The organism is Rathayibacter sp. AY1H2, assembly GCF_002931985.1.
Taxonomy (GTDB): Bacteria; Actinomycetota; Actinomycetes; order Actinomycetales; family Microbacteriaceae; genus Rathayibacter.
The window spans coordinates 40742-57520 of record NZ_PSUV01000009.1 but is presented as its reverse complement, the minus strand read 5'-3'; the positions used below and the strand labels follow the sequence as shown (position 1 = coordinate 57520).

Here is a 16779-nt window from a genome sequence, read left to right as displayed (position 1 = left end):
CCGGACAGCCGGAGGGGCGGGCCGGGGATGTCCCCGACCCGCCCCTCCGGCGGAGCACGCGACCTCAGCAGGCCTTGGACGCGCGGTAGGTGTTGCGTCCCGCCGCCACGAACAGCGCGTCGAGGACTCGGGCCTTGCCCGGCGCCACGGAGTAGCAGCTGCCGTCGAAGTCGGCGATGATGTCGGCCTTGCGCTCGACCGTGCTCGACCCGCAGTTGCGGAAGACGAGAGCGCGCTGGCGCAGGACGCCCTCGGGTCCGAGGGTGGCGCCGGTGGCCACCTCCTGGGCTCCGCACGCGTAGTTCCCGGCGCTCACGTACTGTCCGTTCGCGACCTCGGCCGCGGAGGCGGGCGTCGCGACAGCGACGACGCCGACGGAGGCGATGGCGCCCGTGAGGGCGAGGGTGGCAAGAGTTCGTCGAAGAGTCATGGTCGTTTCTCCTTCTGCTTCTCGGTCCCTTCACGCTGGCACCGGTCCGCCGACGAGCGCGAGGAACCTGGGAGCTTTCACACCGGGGGGCCAGACCGGTGCGGGGAAGTGCTCCCGAACGGAGCGAAAGGGTCGGAACCGGTGGGGCGGGCGATCAGGAACGGGCCTCTCCTTCGCTTCCGGAGCGCCTCGATCCGCCGCCGATGCGGTCGCCGAGCCGTGGATCGTTCCGCCCCTGCGGCGTCGTCCCTCCGCCGTCTCGCGACTGGCGCGCATCGACGGGTCGTCCGGCCGGTCCTCCGGCTAGCGTTGCAGGCACACCCCCCCCGCCGACCCGGACCGCTCCGCCGACCTCGTCGGTTCGCGGTCCCTGCACGAGGAGCCCCCGTGTCCCCCGACGATTCAGCAGTACCCCCCTCTCGAACTCCCGGCCTCCGGCGGCGCGCCGTCATCGGCGGCGCCCTCACGGGTGCTCTCGCTCTGGGCGCGGCGACGCTCCCGGCCGCCTCCGCCTCCGCCTCCCCCGTGCCCGGCCTGCCCGGGGAGAGGACCCGCACGATCAACGTGAGGACGAAGAACCGCGGCGTGCTCTACGACGTCCTCACGGTCTCGATCGCGGGCGACCTCGCGCGGATCTTCGTGCCGCAGACGGTGAAGCCGCGGCAGGCCGCGGCGGTACCGGTGATCTGGTTCATCCACTCCGCGCAGGCCGACCACACCTCGCTGTCCAGCGTCTTCGCGTACCCGGCCGAGCTCGCCGTCGAGCGGGGCGCCATCGCGATCTGCCAGACGCTCGGCGGAACGATCTGGACCAACGACACCGCGCAGAAGCACCAGCGGAACGGCTACGCCTACCTCTCCGGCCAGTTCCCGATCGCCGCCAGCTACCTCTGGGCGATGTCGGCCGGCGGCGCGCTCGCCTGCGAGGACTACGGCGCGCGGGTCTTCCCCGGCATCAACGGCGTCTACCTGGTCAACGGCGTCTACGACCTCCGCGACACCCACGACCGCACGACGCGGGGCCGCTTCTCGATCGGCGGTGCGTTCGGCAACAGCACCGCTCAGATCGACTCCCACAACCCGAAGCGGCTGCCCGCCTCCGCCTGGGCCGGCGCGAACATCCGCGCGGTGGTGTCCGACACGGCCCACCCGGACCCGAGCGTGCCGCCGGCACTGCACGGGCTCGCCCTCGTGAAGAAGGCGACGGCCACGGCCAGGGAGGCGACCGTCCGGACGCACGCGCTCGGCCACAACGCACCGTCGTGGGTGAACCAGGACGGCATCGACGCGATCTTCCGCTGGCACGCCGGGCTGGCCGCCGCGCCGGCGCCGTCGGCGACGCCGACCCCGACGAAGACCCCCGTCGTCCGCCCGTCCACCGCGGGCCTCTGGGACTTCGACCAGGCGGACGCTCCGTACGCGGGAGAGCCGGGGTCTCCGTTCCGACCCCGCTGAGCGGTCCGGACGCGACGGCGTCCCTCGGGATGCGCTGACCGTCACGGGCCCGCGGCGGGAGCGCTCGGCCGCAGTGAGACCGGGCCTACGTCCCCTCCGCGGAGCTCCGCGGCGCCCTCTTCCGGACAGGGCCGCTAGAGGACATTGTCAGCGGCGGGACGGCCGTGCCACGGTTCGAGGACGGCCGATGAGGGCCGTCCCGATCGAAGGCAGCACATGCGCTCCAGCACCGTCCCTCGTCCGCCCGCCGTCCAGGACGGCACGTCGCAGCCGCGGGATCCAGGAGCGGCGCGGCGGCTCCGGCGGGGTCTGCTCGGGTTGACCGCGGCCGTCGCGCTCCTCGTCGGCACCGCCGTTCCTCTCGCGGCGGTCGCCGCTCCGTCCGCCCCTGTCCTCGGGGTGGCGGCCTGGGGAAGCGGCACCGACGGGAAGACCACGGTCCCGGCCGGGGTCGAGGGCGTCCTCTCCCTCGCCGCGGGCCGGACCCACAGCCTCGCCGCGAACGGCGACGGCGGGGTCGTCGCCTGGGGCCGCGGGTCGTACGGGCAGACCAGCGTCCCCGACGGTCTCACGGGGGTCGTCGCGGTCTCCGCCGGCGACTACAGCAGCCATGCGCTGAAGAGCGACGGGACCGTCGTCTCCTGGGGCTACGACGGCGACGGGCAGGTGTCGAGGAGTGCCGCGCTGACCGGGATCGTCGCGATCTCGTCCTCCCTCGACAACAGCCTCGCGCTCGGCAACGACGGCACCGTCACGTCGTGGGGCAGCAACGGGCTGGGCGAGGGGCTGGTCCCGATGGGCCTCGGAGGCGTCACGGCCATCGCCGCGGGCCGGCGCCACAGCCTCGCCGTGTCCGGCGGGAGGGTGGTCGCCTGGGGCTGGGACCTCTACGGGCAGACCGACGTCCCCGCGGGGCTCGAGGGCGTGGTGGCCGTTGCGGCCGGAGAGACCCACAGCCTCGCGCTGAAGGAGGACGGCACCGTCGTCGCCTGGGGCGCGAGCTCCGATTCGGTCGTCGTCGACTACGGCCAGACCACGGTGCCGGAAGGCCTGTCCGGGGTCGTGGCGATCGCCGCCGCGTCCGACTACAGCCTCGCGCTGAAGGGCGACGGCACGATCGTCGGGTGGGGCCGGAGCTCGGCCGGGCAGCTGCAGTCCCCCGCCGGCCTCGCCGGCACGACGGCTCTCGCAGCCGGACCCGATCACGTGCTCGCCCGGGGCCCGCGTCCGGTCCTGACGGCGGATGCTCCTCCCGCGTCCGGGCCGCTCGGAGCGGCCGCCTCGTACACCTTCGCGGCCGACCGCCCCGCCTCGTTCGCGGTCGCCTCCGGCTCCCTCCCCGACGGCCTGTCCCTCAGCGCGTCCGGGGTCCTCTCCGGCACGCCGACGACCGCGGGCACGTCCACCTTCGCCGTCTCCGCGCGGAACCCCTTCGGCGCCACCGTCGGGGCCCCGCACACGTTCGCCGTGGCGGAGACGACGGTCGCGCCGACCCTGGCCGGCGACCCGCCCGCCGCGACGGTGGGCACCCCGTACGACTTCGACTACAGCGTGACGGGCACACCGGCGCCGACGGTCTCGCTCGTCTCCGGAACGCTCCCCGCCGGCCTGAGCCTCGATGATCGTGGCGGCCTGACCGGGACGCCGACCGCCGACGGACGCTCCACGTTCACCCTGCGGGCCTCGAACGCTGCGGGGAGCGCGGAGACCACCAGCACCGTCGTCGTCTCCCCCGCCGCCGCTGCACCGGCGATCTCCGGCACCCCCGGGCCGGGCGTCGTCGGCACCCCCTACGACTTCGGCTACACCGTCTCCGGCTTCCCCGCGCCGTCGGTGGCCGTCTCCTCCGGTGCGCTCCCGTCCGGCCTCACCCTGACTCCGGCCGGGCGCCTGACCGGGACTCCGTCCGCGCCGGGCACCTTCACGTTCACGCTGGCGGCCCGCGCCGGCACCGCCTCCGCGGAGACCACCAGCACCGTCACCGTCTCGTCGCCGACGGTCGCGCCGACCCTCTCCGGGACGGTCGCGGCCGGCGTCGTCGGCTCGGCCTACGACTTCCGCTACGCGGTGAGCGGCACGCCCGCTCCGTCGGTCTCCCTGGTCTCCGGCGCACTGCCCGCCGGACTCACCCTCGACGCGACCGGGCGCCTCTCCGGGACGCCGACCACGGCCGGGACCACCACCTTCAGCATCCAGGCCGCGAACTCGGCGGGCACGGCTCGGGCGACGAGCACGCTGACGGTCTCGCCGAAGCAGGTCGCGACGAAGGCCGATCTGCGCGTCGACCTCTCCGGGCCGGCCTCGGCGGTGAAGGGGAGGACGCTCACCTACACCCTCATCACGACGAACGCCGGTCCGGCTGCGTCTGGGTCGGTCTTCTCGCAGGTCGTCCTGCCCGCGGGTGTGCAGTTCGTCTCGGCGACAGGCTCGTACACCAGGGTCGGGAACGTCGTGGTGTTCCAGCGGGCCGGCCTGGCGGACGGGCGGACCGTGTCGGAGAAGATCACGGTGAGGGCGGCCGTCTCGGGCACGGCGACCGCGCTGGCGGCGGCGTTCTCGACGAAGACGCCCGACCCGTCCATCCGCAGCAACGCGGACACGGCGAGCACGACGATCCGCTGACCGCGGGAGCGTGACGGCGGGCGGTCCCTCGCGGGCCGCCCGCCGTTCTCGATGCGGGAGCGTCGAGGTCCGCCGCGTCCGCGCCTCGTCTTCGACCGCTAGCCGGCCCGAGGGCGGTAGAAGCGCACGACCGGGAGGGCAGCCGTCGGAGCCTCGCGCACGACGATCTCGAGGCGCTGGATCAGGGCCGGGACGGTCGGCGTGGTCTCGAGCCGGCACTCGAGCTCTCCGTCGCGGCCCGGCAGGAGGAAGGCCGCCTGCGCCGCGGAGGCGCTCCAGAGCAGCCGCTCCACCAGCGGCCTCGCGGTCGGGTCCTCGGCGAGCCCGCCGATCTCCGCGATCGCCGTGGCGAGGCGGCGGGCGCGCACGTCGGCCGGCACATCGCTCAGCAGGTTGGGGCTGAACAGGGCGCCGCTGCCCGCCTCCCCCGCCCGGGTGAGGTCTCCCGCGACGATCGCGGCCTCGACGGCGGCGGCCGCGGCGAGCGTCGACGGGAGGAGGGTGATGGTCCGCGCCGGAGGAGCGGTGTCCTCGAGGGCGGCGCGGAGGAGTCCCGTCGCGGCGGCGGCGAGCTTCGCCCCGTTCGCGGTCGCGAAGACCACGGCCCCCAGGCCCGACTCCAGATGCCACCGCATGTTCGACGACCAGCCCGGCAGGCCGCCGGAGTGGTGGGCGATCCCGCCGAAGCGGACGTCGTGCTCGACGACGAGGCCGAACCCGTAGGCGGAGCCGTCGAGCGTGCTCTCGACGGCGCGAGGGCTCAGCGCGGGGACCGGCGTCCAGCCGCGCTGCATCTCGCGGCGGGAGGCGCGGCTCAGCACCGGGTCGTCGTCCGCGCCGTCCTCGCCCTCGAACGCGGAGGAGAGCCAGCCGCTCCAGCGGGCGATGTCGCCGACCGTGCTGAACATGCTCGCGGCGCAGGCGCCCGCTCCGGTGCCGGTCACGGGGCGGGGCACCCAGGTCGCTCCGTCGTCGAAGGTGCTGAAGCCGGCCGCCAGGTCGGTGCCGTCGGGGTAGTCGCCGCTGTCGTAGCGGGTGTCGTGGAGGCCGAGCGGCTCGAGGATCGTCCGCGTCGCGAAGGACGGGAAGTCCTCCCCGGTCACGTTCTCGACGAGCACGCCGAGCAGCCAGAAGCCGATGTTGGAGTACTGGTAGACCTCACCCGGCCGCTCCGTGAAGGTCAGCCCGCGGCCGACGACCTCGAGGAACTCCTCCCGCGTCAGAGCCATGACGTCGTCGGCCCAGCCGTTGTCCTCCGGGAGACCCGAGCAGTTGCTGAGGAGCATCCTGACCGTCACGGGCAGCGGTCGGCCCGCGGAGTCGAGCGGGTCGGTGAACTCCGGCACGTGGTCGGCGACGCGGTCGTCGAGGCGGAGCAGCCCGCGGTCGCGCAGGATCAGCACCGCCGCCGCCTCGAAGCTCTTCGACATGGAGGCGATGCGGTGCACGGTCCCGGGCCCGGGAACGGCCCCGTCGAGGCGGTGCTCGCCGCGGCCGTGGTGGACGAGGAGCCCGCTGCGGTCGAACAGGGCCCAGCTCACCGAGGGGGCCGGCGGCGCCTCCTCGTCGAACCACCGGGCCAGCCGGTCCTGGAGCGGCGGGGAGAGGAGCGTCGGCGGAGGGAGCGTCATGCCCTCATCCTCCCGCACGCGGCACAGGCCGCCGCGGTCCTGCGGGTCACCGCGGGAGGACGCCGTCCGGGCTCAGCCAGTCCGGGCGGCTCCCCTCGACCGCGTCCAGGACGTCCTCCTGCGGGCCGGTCGCCGGTCGCCGCGGCGACGATGATCCGGTCGTCGACGGGAGCGGAGGGACCCGCCGTGCATCCGGCGAGCATCCCGATCAGCAGCACTCCCCCGGCGACGCGCGCCCGTCCGCTCACCGTCGAGCGTCGCGGCGACGGCCGCTCCGGCGGGCTGACGGGTCCCGGCGAGAGCCCGGAGCGACCGCCGTCACCTGCGAGCCGGACGAGGAACTTCTCAGGTCCTCTTGCGTGTCGCAGGCGCGGAACCTAGTTTTGTCGAACCGGTTCGAAGCACTGTTGCTCCGACCCCGGACCGACGCCCGCCGTCGTCCGGCCGGCTGTCCCCACAGAAAGTGACCAGCGTGACAACGATGTCCTCCCCGAGGCGCGGCACCCGCTCCCTCGCCCTCGCGCTGAGTGCCGCGACACTCGCCGCCCTCGCCGTCGCTCTCCCGAGCGCCGAGTCCGCCTCCGCGGCCGACACCTCCGTCCCCGCCGACGCGCTCATCCTCCAGTACGACTTCGAGCAGGGGCAGGTGTCCGGATCCACGGTCGCCGACCTCTCGTCGAAGAAGCTCGACGGCACCGTCGTCAACAGCGCGAGAGCGACGTACGTCGCGGGTCGGAAGGCCGGTACGACCGCGATCGACCTTCCCGGGGGCGCGGCGGACTCGACCTCCGCGCCGTACCTGACCGTGCCGAACGGGCTCTTCCAGGGCGTGACGCAGACCACCGTCTCCGCCTGGACGAAGTGGTCCGGCACCGGAGGCTTCCAGTGGCTGTGGTGCCTGGGCATCAGCCCCGACGCCGCGTCGGCCTTCGCTCCGTCGTTCGACGGCGGCAGCGCCCGCGCGATCATCAAGCAGCTGAAGGACGGCGGCGAGACCGGAGTCTCCAGCTCCTCGCCGCTGCAGAAGGACCAGTGGGTCAACGTCACCGCGACGATGGACGGCACGACCGTGACCCTGTACCTCAACGGTCTGCAGGTCGCGACGGCTCCCGCCTCCGTCGACCTCGCGAAGCAGCTCTACTCCGCCTCCGCCTCCAAGAGCGGCAACATCGGCCGGGCGCTCTGGAACGTGCACCCCTACTTCGACGGAGCGATCGACGACTTCCGCGTCTACAACCGGGCTCTGACCGCCGCTCAGGTCCGGGGTCTGGCGGGCGACGCCGCGCCGGCCGTCACCGGCGTTCTCTCGACGAGCGTCGCGGTCACCACCGGCATCGGCGTCGCGCCGGCCCTGCCGGGGGTCCCCGCCACCTACTCCGACGGCGTGAACCGTGACGCCCCGGTCACCTGGGAGAGCGTCCCCGCCTCCGCGTACGCGAAGCGCGGCACCTTCACCGTGAAGGGCACCGTCACCGGCCTCGGCACCGCGGTCACGGCGACCGTCACGGTGCGCGCACTCGACGAGATGACCATCGACCTCGGCACGAGCACCGGGGAGTTCATGGGCGGCGCGTCCGGCACCCTCTACGGGGTCTACGGCGAGGGCCTCCCCTCCGACAACCTCCTCGAGGGGATCGACCTGCGCACGGTCTCGACCAAGGCGCAGGACGGGCCGCAGCATCCGGGCGCGGACGCGTTGAGCGTCGCGAAGGCCGTCGCCGACACCTCGGACGGCGACACCTACATCTACATGACGGACATCTACCGCGGCTTCCCCTACGAGTGGCCGGGCAGTACTCCCCAGGAGAAGCTGGCCGACTACCAGGCGAAGATCGCCACGCAGGTCGACCAGGTGCTCGCGCTCCCCGAGGAGTACCAGGACAACATCGTGTTCGTGCCGTTCAACGAGCCCGAGGGCAACATGTTCGGCAACGGGAAGTGGAGCTACGACGGGAAGAGCTGGCTGGAGGACCCGACCGCGTTCTTCGCGGCCTGGGACAGCACCTACGCGCTGATCCGCGACAGGATGCCCGACGCCCGCATCGCCGGACCGAACACCAGCGTCCTCTACGACCAGGTCCGCGGGTTCATGACCCACACGCTCGAGCAGGACACCGTCCCCGACGTGATGACCTGGCACGAGCTGAGCGCCCCGGGTGAGATCCGCACCAACGTCGACCGCTTCCGGGCCTGGGAGGACGAGCTGTACGCGGGCACGTCCTACGCCGGGAAGCACCTGCCGGTGAACCTCAACGAGTACGCCTTCAATTACCACACCTCCGTGCCCGGCCAGATGGTCCAGTGGATCAGCGCGCTCGAGGACAAGAAGGTCGACGGCGACATCGCCTACTGGAACATCGACGGCAACCTCTCCGACTCCGCGGTGCAGGCCAACCGCGCCAACGGCCAGTGGTGGCTCCTCAACGCCTACGCCTCGATGACCGGCGACACCGTCGCGGTCACGCCGCCCAAGCCCGGCCAGAGCTACACCCTCCAGGGCGTCGCGACCCTCGACACCGCGGCCAAGCAGGCGAGAGCCCTCTTCGGAGGCGTCGGCGGCTCGCAGAAGGTCGCGTTCGAGCGCATCCCGGCCGCCACCTTCGGCTCGAAGGTCCACGTGGAGGTCAGCGAGATCCGCTGGACCGGCCAGGTCGGCGACTCGGGAGCCCCGCAGACGGTCAAGGAGTTCGACGCGTCCGTCGTGGACGGCGCCCTCTCGCTCGACTTCGGCGGATCCCTCCCCGCGCTCGACGTCGACTCCGCCTACGAGGTCGTCCTGACCCCGGGCGCCAACGCGTCGTCGCCGTCCGCCTCACCCGTCGACTTCCGCCAGAAGTACGAGGCCGAGGACGCCCGCTACACCGGATCGCGGAACCTCAACGGACCCGAGGGCTCGCCGACCAACGTCGGCGGCTTCTACACCTCGGGCGGACGCAACGTCGGCGGGATCCGCACCGGCGGCGACCTGAAGCTCGACTTCGCGGTCACCGTCCCGAAGGACGGCGAGTACGACCTCAGCGTCTTCGCCAACTCCCTCAACACCTACGCCGCCAACGCCCAGCAGGGTCCGATCAACGCGTTCCTGAGCGTCGACGGCGCTGCGGAGCAGGAGATCCTCCTTCCGCTGGCTTACAAGTTCGTGGTCTGGGACCACGCGGACACGAAGGTGAAGCTGACCGCCGGCACCCACACGATCTCGCTCGCCGCGAAGAACCTCGCCGGCACGAAGTCGACCGTGGGCGACGCGATCGTCGACAAGATCGAGCTCTCCCTCCCCAGCGCGGCCGCCGCGACCTCGATCCACGAGGCCGAGACCGGCACGCTCGACAACGGAGCGACGGCCGACTACTCCCGCGCCGGCGTCTCCGGCTCGGGCACGGCGACGCTCACTAGCGGCGCCTCCACCACCGTCTGGGGCTACTCCGCGAAGGACGCGCCGTCCTCCGTGACCGTGGACACCCTGGGCGGCGGCACCGGCGACCTCTACGTGAACGATGTGAAGGTCGGGCCGGTGGGCGCGAGCTCGACCCGTCAGGTCTTCCTCTCGGGCGGCGTGAACAAGATCGAGGTCGTCGGCACGAGCGGCACGCTCCTCGTCGATCGGATCGTCATCGGAGCGAGCGCGAACCCGCCCGCGACGACGAGCTATGAGGCGGAGGCGGCCACGATCACCGGCCCCGCCACGGTCCGCGACCTGTCCTTCGCGTCGGGCGGCAAGGCCGTCGGGAACATCGGGGGCGGACGCGACGGCGACTCGACCCTGACCTTCGGCGACGTGAAGGCCGAGCAGGACGGGACGTACGCGCTCACGCTGCGCTACTCCAACGAGGAGCAGTCCCCCGCGACGCACTACAACCCCGACCCGCTCGCCCGCCACGCGGACATCACGGTCAACGGAGTGACGCAGCGCGTGCTCTTCCCGCACACGTTCCACCAGAACCAGCTGTGGGACCTGAGCGTGCCGGTCACGCTCAGGAAGGGCTCGAACACCATCGCGATCACCTCGAAGGAGCTCCCGGGCTTCGACGGGACGACCTACCTCTCCGACACCTTCCCCGGCGTCCTGCTCACCTCGCAGTACGCGCCCAACATCGACAGGATCTCGGTCACGCCCTTCGTCGGGCGGACCACGGGCCTGACGGTGAGCGGCACGGCGGCCTCGCGCTGCACCGCGGGGAAGGTCACGATCACGGGGACGGCGACCAACACCAGCGCGGTCGCCGCTGACGTCACGATCGGCTCGGCCTGGGGCACGAAGACCTTCACCGGAGTCGCTCCCGGCAAGACGGTCTCAGCCGCCTTCAGCACCCGCGCTGCGAGTGTCGGAGCCGGCGCTCTCGACGTGCGGATCGCGGGGACGGTCGACGGCGCTGCGGCGAGCGGATCCACGGCACCGGCCTACGGTGCGGCGCGCTGCGGCTGATCCGTCCAGAACGCCCTGACGCGGCCGGGCACCTCGTGCGCCCGGCCGCGTCGGCGTGTCGTCGGGACCGGAGGTTCCCCGACGGGGACGAGCGCGCCGTGGACGAGCAGAGCGCCGGAGCCGCAGCGTCCGGTGCTCGCTCCGGGGACGCGGCGCCCGAGTTGCGTGCGCCGCGCCGCACTGCCACTCTCGACACGGTTCGAGCGGGGGTGGAGATGGCCACGATCGGAGACGTCGCGAAAGCGGCAGGGGTCTCGCGCAGCACGGTGTCGTACGTCCTCTCCGGCAAGCGCAGCATCTCCCCCGAGACGCGCAAGCGCATCGAGGACGCGATCGCCGAGCTCGACTTCACGGTCAACGCCGGAGCACGGGCGCTCGCGACGCGCCGCACCATGGCGCTGGGCCTGCTCGTCCACTTCGACCCGGACGAGTTCGCGCCCGCGATGGTCGAGTACGTGCTCCCCATCACGGCCCGCGCCCGCGAGCTCGGCTACGACGTGCTGCTGGCCACCGAGGCCGACGGGGCGGCTGCCGTCCGCCGGCTCACGCGCTCCGGCCAGGTCGACGGACTGATCCTCCTGAGCGTCGCGGACGACGACGACCGGCTGCCCGTCCTGCGCGCCTCGCGGCGGCCCGGTGCCGCCCTCGGCGTGCCCGCGGACGCCTCCGGGGTGGACGTCTTCGACCTCGACTTCGGCGACGCGGCCCGCCTGCTGATCGAGCACCTGGGCGCCCTCGGGCATCGGAGCATCGGTCTCATCACCCCGCCTGAGCGCGTCTTCGACCGCGGAGGGACCTACGGGCTCCGGTTCCGCGAGTCGGCTCTCGAGACCTCCGGTCGGCTCGGGATCGAGCTGGTGCTGCGCCCGGCCGCCACCGCCGCCGACGCCGTCGAGCCGATGGTCACGGCGTTCCTCGACGACAACCCCGGTCTCACGGCGCTGGTCGTCCACAGCGACCGGACCATCGCGATGCTTCCCGCGATCCTGGGCCGACGCGCTGTCGCCGTGCCCGGGCAGCTGTCCGTCGTGAGCCTGTACTCGGCCGAGTTCGCCCGCGACTTCTCGCTCCCCTACAGCTACGTCGAGACGGGTGCCGCCGAGCTCGGCGCGCACCTGGTCGACACGCTCGTCGAGCGGATCGAGCAGCCGTCCCGCGGCGAGGAGCCGTCGATCCGCCTCCTGCCCGCGCGTCTCGTCGACCGCGGGAGCGCCCGCGCGGTCTGAGGACCGCTCCGGAGCCCCCGAGGCCCGGTCAGAAGCGCGAGGCGACCTCGTAGAGGACCTCGTCGTCGCCCGCGTAGACGCCGTCGCGCCGCGGCCAGTGCGCGATCACGTCCGTGAAGCCGAGCTCCTCCGCCCGGCCGGCCATGTCCTCGAACCGGGCGACGCTCTCGAGGGAGTAGTCGCCCCCGGAGTCGAGCGAGAGGTGGCGCTCGACGGTGCGCGGGTCGCGCCCGGCCGCGTCGAGCGCCGCGTCGAGCCGCCGGGAGAGGGACGCGACCGCCCGCCACCACTCCTCGCTCGACACTCCCTCCGGGCCGGTGGTGACCCAGCCCTGCCCGCGCTCGGCGACGAGCGCGAGGCCCTTCGGCCCGTTCGCGGCGAGGACGAACGGGACGCGGGGGCGCTGCACCGGCTCGCCCACCATCCGCGCCGAGCGGGCGGTGAACCACTCCCCCTCGAGGTCCACGCCGCTCGAGCCGGGCTCCTCGAAGCGCAGCAGCGCGTCGAGGGCCGTGACGAACTCGGTGAAGCGCTCGTGCCGCTGCCGGGGCGAGTAGTCGGGCTGCCCGAGCACGCGCGCGTCGAAGCCCGTGCCGCCCGAGCCGACCCCGAGGATCGTCCGACCGCCCGAGATCTCGTCCAGCGTCGCGATCTCCTTCGCGAACGGCACCGGGTGGCGGAAGTTCGGGGAGGCCACGAACGTGCCCAGGCGGAGCGTCTCGGTCACCATCGCGGCAGCGGTGAGGGTGGGGACGGTCGCGTGCCACGGCTGGTCGGCGAGGGAGCGCCAGGAGAGGTGGTCGTAGGTCCACGCGTGGTCGAAGCCCAGGCCCTCGGCCGACTGCCACTTCCGGCGGGCCTCGGCCCACGGGTCCTGCGGGAGGATGACGATGCCGTGTCGCATCGTCCGAGTGTACGAGCGCCGTCGGGTCAGAGCGCGGCGGGCGGCACCGGGGGCGGATCGGGCACCTCGTCCACGACCGAGCGCGGGACCATCAGGGTCGGCATCCGCACGCGCAGGCGCAGCGGTTCCCGCTCCGACGCGCCGAGCAGCTCGCGGGCGGCGCTCCGCACCTGCCGGGCGAGCGCCGGGTGCACGGCCCCCGGATCCTCGAACGCGGAGACCAGCTCGCGCAGCACTCGGGTGGTGCTCCGCGGGTCGCCGTCCTGCCTGGGCATCGGATCGGCCCCTCACTCTCGGCACGGCCGTCAGGGTCCCGGCGGTGCAGCGGATGTCTCGCGCCGACGGTAGGGCCGGGGACGGCGCCGTGGCACTGAGGTTGACAACGGGAGGACCCGGCGGATCGCGGTGCGCGGGGTGCGATCCGGGCGAGGGCGGTCCTGCTGGGGATCGACGGCCACCGCCGGGAGAACCCGCTTCCCACGATCGCGCCCGTCCGGTCGCGGCTGCTCTCGGGGCGTGATCACGACGACGGAGCGGGTGGACGACTGGGTCGAGGGCTGGTGCCGGGCACGCGGCGTGCAGCGCGTCCGCGAGGACGGGGCCTGGCTGGTCGATGTCGGAGCGGAGTCGCGCACGCGGGAGCGGATCCTGGTCGATCCGTCGCCCTCCGCGCTGCAGGCGGGCGCCGAGCGGGTGGCCGGGCCCCAGGAGTGGCTGACGGTCATCGGCCTGGGCGACGACGCCCGCCTCGCGCCCGCCGCCGGGCTGGAGCTCGTCGCGGGCGACGAGAGCCTGATGGCGGCGCTCCTCGGCCCGGGCCGCACCGCCGAGGGTGCCCTGCTCGCGGGAGCCGTGCTCGAGGCCGCCGACGGAGTGGCGAGCGTCCGGCTGCTGGTCGACGGAGTCGTCGCCGCTCAGGGCACCGCCGCCGTGCACGGGACGGTCGCGGTCCTGGACCGGATCGAGACCGATGCGCGGTTCCGCCGACGCGGGCTGGGACGGCGGGTCGTCGACGCCCTCACCGCCTGGGCCCGGTCCGAGGGTGCACGGAGCGGTCTCCTCGTCGCCAGCACGGACGGCCGCGCCCTCTACCTCACCCTCGGCTGGGAGGTGGTCGCGCCGGTGCGCATCTGGCGCGGGGCCGCACTCCGAGATCCGGGACAGGGCTGCGCGGCCGCCGGGCGATGATCCCCCGCCGTACGGCCCTCCGGGAGCGCACGTCCGCCTGAGTACGGAATCCCGCGCAGCGGATACAGGCGGCGGAGAACGGCGGAGCAGCCGTGAAGCGGCCGCCCGCCGATCTGTATTCAGCCGATAACACCACCCTCGAAAGAGGGACGCCCGCTATCGCTCGAACGGCCTTGTCCGAGAAGCGGATCATCCGCTTCTCGGACTCGTGTCACCGCCCTCGGATCGTCAGCCGAGAGCGCCCTTCTCGGCCGAGTAGAGCTGCTTCACCTGCTCCGCGGTCAGCGCCCGGTCCCACACCCGCAGTCGGGCGAGGGAGCCGGCGAAGCGGTTGATCATCGTGCCGTCCCGGCCGACCGCTCCGACCACGAAGTCGCCCGGAGCCGCGTTGAGGCCGTCGGGGTAGACGTAGGGGTTCTTGGCGTAAGTCGCGCCGAGCTTGTCGGTGTACACCGGATACGCGGTGGCGGCGCCGTCGAGGTACGAGACCGCGACTGCGCCGTCATACGTCCCGACGTGCAGCTGCCACACGCCGCGCGTGATCCGGCGGGGCTCCACCGAGTAGTCGCGCGAGTACGGGTAGCCGGGCGTCGGCCCGCCGAGCTTCGAGACGTGCATGCACACGCGCTCCCAGCCGCCGTACTCGGGGAGGTTGTTGAACAGCGCATAGGAGCGCAGCGGCCCGACCGTCGACTCCTCCCAGACGCCCGCGATGCAGGCGCCGTCCGCGTCGGAGTTGAGCACCCACACCGCGATCGTCACCTGGCCGGTCGAGGCGCCCAGGTTGAGCGGGCCGACCTCGTCCTTGGGGACGACCAGGTGGTCCGTCGTCCCGTTGAGGGCGACTCCGGTGCCGAACGGCGTGGCGACGGCGCGGGCGGAGGAGCCCGCGCCCTGCCGGAGCGCCGGAGCGCCCGCGACGGCCGAGGCGAAGGGGGCGGCGCTCTCGGCGAAGGACCACTCCGCGATCGGCGTGGGCACGGTGACCGTGGGGACCGGAGCGGCGTCGCCGACCACGAACGCGTCGAGGATCAGGTTGGTGCCGCTCGAGGCCGGGTTGCGGCCGCTCCCGCGGCGGATGGTCACCGTGTGCGGCCCGGCCGCGAGCTGTCCGCTGCTCCAGACCGTCTGCTTCGACCGCGTCGCGGCGCTGTAGCGGTCGACGGACGCGACCTTGACTCCGTCGAGCTCGACCTCGTTGATGCCGGACGAGCCGGTGAGGCGGCTGATCCAGCTCACGCTGGTACCCGTGAAGGCGAGGGTTGCGGAGGCGCCCGCGGTGGTCGAGTAGGCGATGCTGCCGCCGCTGTCCGTGCTCGCCTTCAACGTCGACCAGGTGCCGGTCGTGACGATCGGGGCGGCGCCGTTCTCGTAGGTGCCCGCTCCGGGCAGCGTCGTCGCCGGCGGAGGCGTCGCGTCGCCGACCACGAAGGAGTCGAGCAGCAGGTTGGTCCCGGTCGAGGCCGGATTGCGGCCGCTCCCCCGGCGGATCGTCAGCGTGTGCGGCCCGGCGGCGAGCTGTCCGCTGCTCCACACCGTCTGCTTCGAGCGGGTGGACGCGCTGTAGCGGTCGACGGAGGCGACCTTCACACCGTCGAGCTCGACGTCGTTGATCCCGGAGGACGACGTGAGTCGGCTGATCCAGGCGATGCTCGTGCCGGTGAAGGCGAGCGTCGCGGAGGCGCCGGAGCTGGTCGAGTAGGCGATGCTCCCGCCGCTGTCCGCGGTGGCCTTCAGCGTCGTCCAGGTGCCGGTGGTGACGATCTGCGCGGCGCCGTTCTCGTAGGTGCCCGCGCCGGGCAGCGTGGACACGGGTGGCGTCTCGGGCTCGGGCTCCGTCTGCGGCACGGGGCCCTCGGTGATCCAGCGCTGGAAGGTGTCGAGCATCTCCTTGTTGGTGAAGCTCGGGACCTTGTGCCCGTCGGTGCCCTCCCCCGGGTGGGTGCGGACCGTCGCCTCCTTCGCCAGGGGCAGGGCCGCGGCGTGGAGGGCGGCGCCGTGCAGGGCGAACGGAACGACCTTGTCGTCGGGCGATCCTGTGATCCTCAGCCGCGCACCGCGCCACACCGACGCGGGCAGCCGCGCCGGGTTGGTGGCGGCGATGGCCGCGGCGTCGGCGTACTCGGGGCCGATCCGGTCCGGTTCGCTCGCCGCCCGCTCCTCCATGTCGTAGGAGCTGTTGCAGAGGTACGCGCCCCGGATGTTCGGCACCATCCGCTTCCCGTAGGCCCAGGTCAGAAGCGGCCCGCCCCCGGAGTCGGAGCGCAGGAGGCTCGCGTCGATCCGCCACACCGACGAGGCCCAGGCGACGACAGCGGCCTGGATCTCGATCGCCCGCGGGCTCGACCAGATGCTGCCGCCGTAGGTCGGGCAGATGCTGACGATGCCGCGGTCCACGGCGAGGTCGGCCGAGTACGCGAAGGCGCTCGAGAGCGCCGTGTGGGTGCCGTTGCGGGCGTGGTAGTACCAGAGCATCGATGCGCCCCTGGTCTGCGACGGAGGCGTCGCGTGCGGCACGAACAGGCGCGCCCGGTCCCCCGCGACGACGACGTCGATGATCTCGTAGCGCTTCCCGCCCGTCTTCGACGTGGCGGTGGACAGGCGCGAGACCTCGCCGGGCAGTCGGGGCACCGCGGTGAGGTCGCCGGCCGCGAGGGCCGGCGTCGCGAAGGCGATCGCGCCCGCGCCGGCGACGGATCCGGCGAGGATCGTGCGGCGGGAGAGAGCGGAGAGGGCCTTGACGCCCGATCGGGAGCCGGTGCGGGAGGAGTCGGCGGAGTCGCCGACGGCAGTGTCCTGAGGAGTCACGGAAGAGAGAGCCTTTCCGATCGTCACCGTTCCGGGTACACCGATCGAAAGAGGAGGAGAAGGCGTTCAGTGAACGAGCGGCAGCGCTCGCG

10 protein-coding genes are annotated in these 16779 nt (G+C 73.1%); 5 read left to right on the top strand and 5 right to left on the bottom strand.

The features are described from left to right. Nucleotides 1–64: 64 nt before the first annotated feature. Nucleotides 65–430, bottom strand: a complete 366-nt coding sequence (locus tag C5C29_RS08365; RefSeq protein ID WP_104222056.1) for a hypothetical protein — start codon at nucleotides 428–430, stop codon at nucleotides 65–67. Nucleotides 431–817: 387 nt separating this feature from the next. On the opposite strand from C5C29_RS08365, the gene C5C29_RS08360 reads away from it, so the two are divergent. Further along, nucleotides 818–1885, top strand: a complete 1068-nt coding sequence (locus C5C29_RS08360) for a hypothetical protein (protein ID WP_104222058.1) — start codon at nucleotides 818–820, stop codon at nucleotides 1883–1885. A gap of 216 nt (nucleotides 1886–2101) precedes the next feature. Further along, nucleotides 2102–4507 carry a putative Ig domain-containing protein gene (locus C5C29_RS08355; RefSeq protein WP_104308239.1) on the top strand — a complete coding sequence of 802 codons (2406 nt, stop codon included), beginning with the start codon at nucleotides 2102–2104 and terminating at the stop codon, nucleotides 4505–4507. Between the two features lie 98 nt (nucleotides 4508–4605). On the opposite strand, the gene C5C29_RS08350 is transcribed toward C5C29_RS08355, so the two are convergent. Continuing rightward, nucleotides 4606–6138: a serine hydrolase gene (locus C5C29_RS08350; RefSeq protein ID WP_104308238.1), complete on the bottom strand. Its 1533-nt coding sequence runs from the start codon at nucleotides 6136–6138 to the stop codon at nucleotides 4606–4608. A gap of 481 nt (nucleotides 6139–6619) precedes the next feature. On the opposite strand from C5C29_RS08350, the gene C5C29_RS08345 reads away from it, so the two are divergent. After that, a complete protein-coding gene (locus C5C29_RS08345) occupies nucleotides 6620–10561 on the top strand; it encodes a LamG-like jellyroll fold domain-containing protein (RefSeq protein WP_104308237.1) in 3942 nt (1313 codons plus the stop codon). 215 nt (nucleotides 10562–10776) lie between these two features. After that, nucleotides 10777–11787, top strand: coding sequence for a LacI family DNA-binding transcriptional regulator (locus C5C29_RS08340; RefSeq protein ID WP_104308249.1), 1011 nt, complete (start codon nucleotides 10777–10779; stop codon nucleotides 11785–11787). Between the two features lie 28 nt (nucleotides 11788–11815). Here C5C29_RS08340 and C5C29_RS08335 read toward each other — a convergent pair whose 3' ends face one another. Both C5C29_RS08335 and C5C29_RS08330 read right to left on the bottom strand, forming a co-directional pair. After that, entirely contained in the window at nucleotides 11816–12691 is an 876-nt protein-coding gene (locus C5C29_RS08335) for an LLM class flavin-dependent oxidoreductase (RefSeq protein ID WP_104246838.1), read from the bottom strand. A gap of 26 nt (nucleotides 12692–12717) precedes the next feature. Further along, entirely contained in the window at nucleotides 12718–12966 is a 249-nt protein-coding gene (locus C5C29_RS08330) for a hypothetical protein (protein ID WP_146076891.1), read from the bottom strand. A gap of 241 nt (nucleotides 12967–13207) precedes the next feature. Between C5C29_RS08330 and C5C29_RS17325 the strand changes: the two genes are divergently transcribed. After that, a complete protein-coding gene (locus C5C29_RS17325; protein ID WP_219813599.1) occupies nucleotides 13208–13879 on the top strand; it encodes a GNAT family N-acetyltransferase in 672 nt (223 codons plus the stop codon). 228 nt (nucleotides 13880–14107) lie between these two features. On the opposite strand, the gene C5C29_RS08320 is transcribed toward C5C29_RS17325, so the two are convergent. Continuing rightward, a complete protein-coding gene (locus C5C29_RS08320) occupies nucleotides 14108–16687 on the bottom strand; it encodes a LamG-like jellyroll fold domain-containing protein (RefSeq protein WP_104225244.1) in 2580 nt (859 codons plus the stop codon). Nucleotides 16688–16779 lie beyond the last annotated feature (92 nt).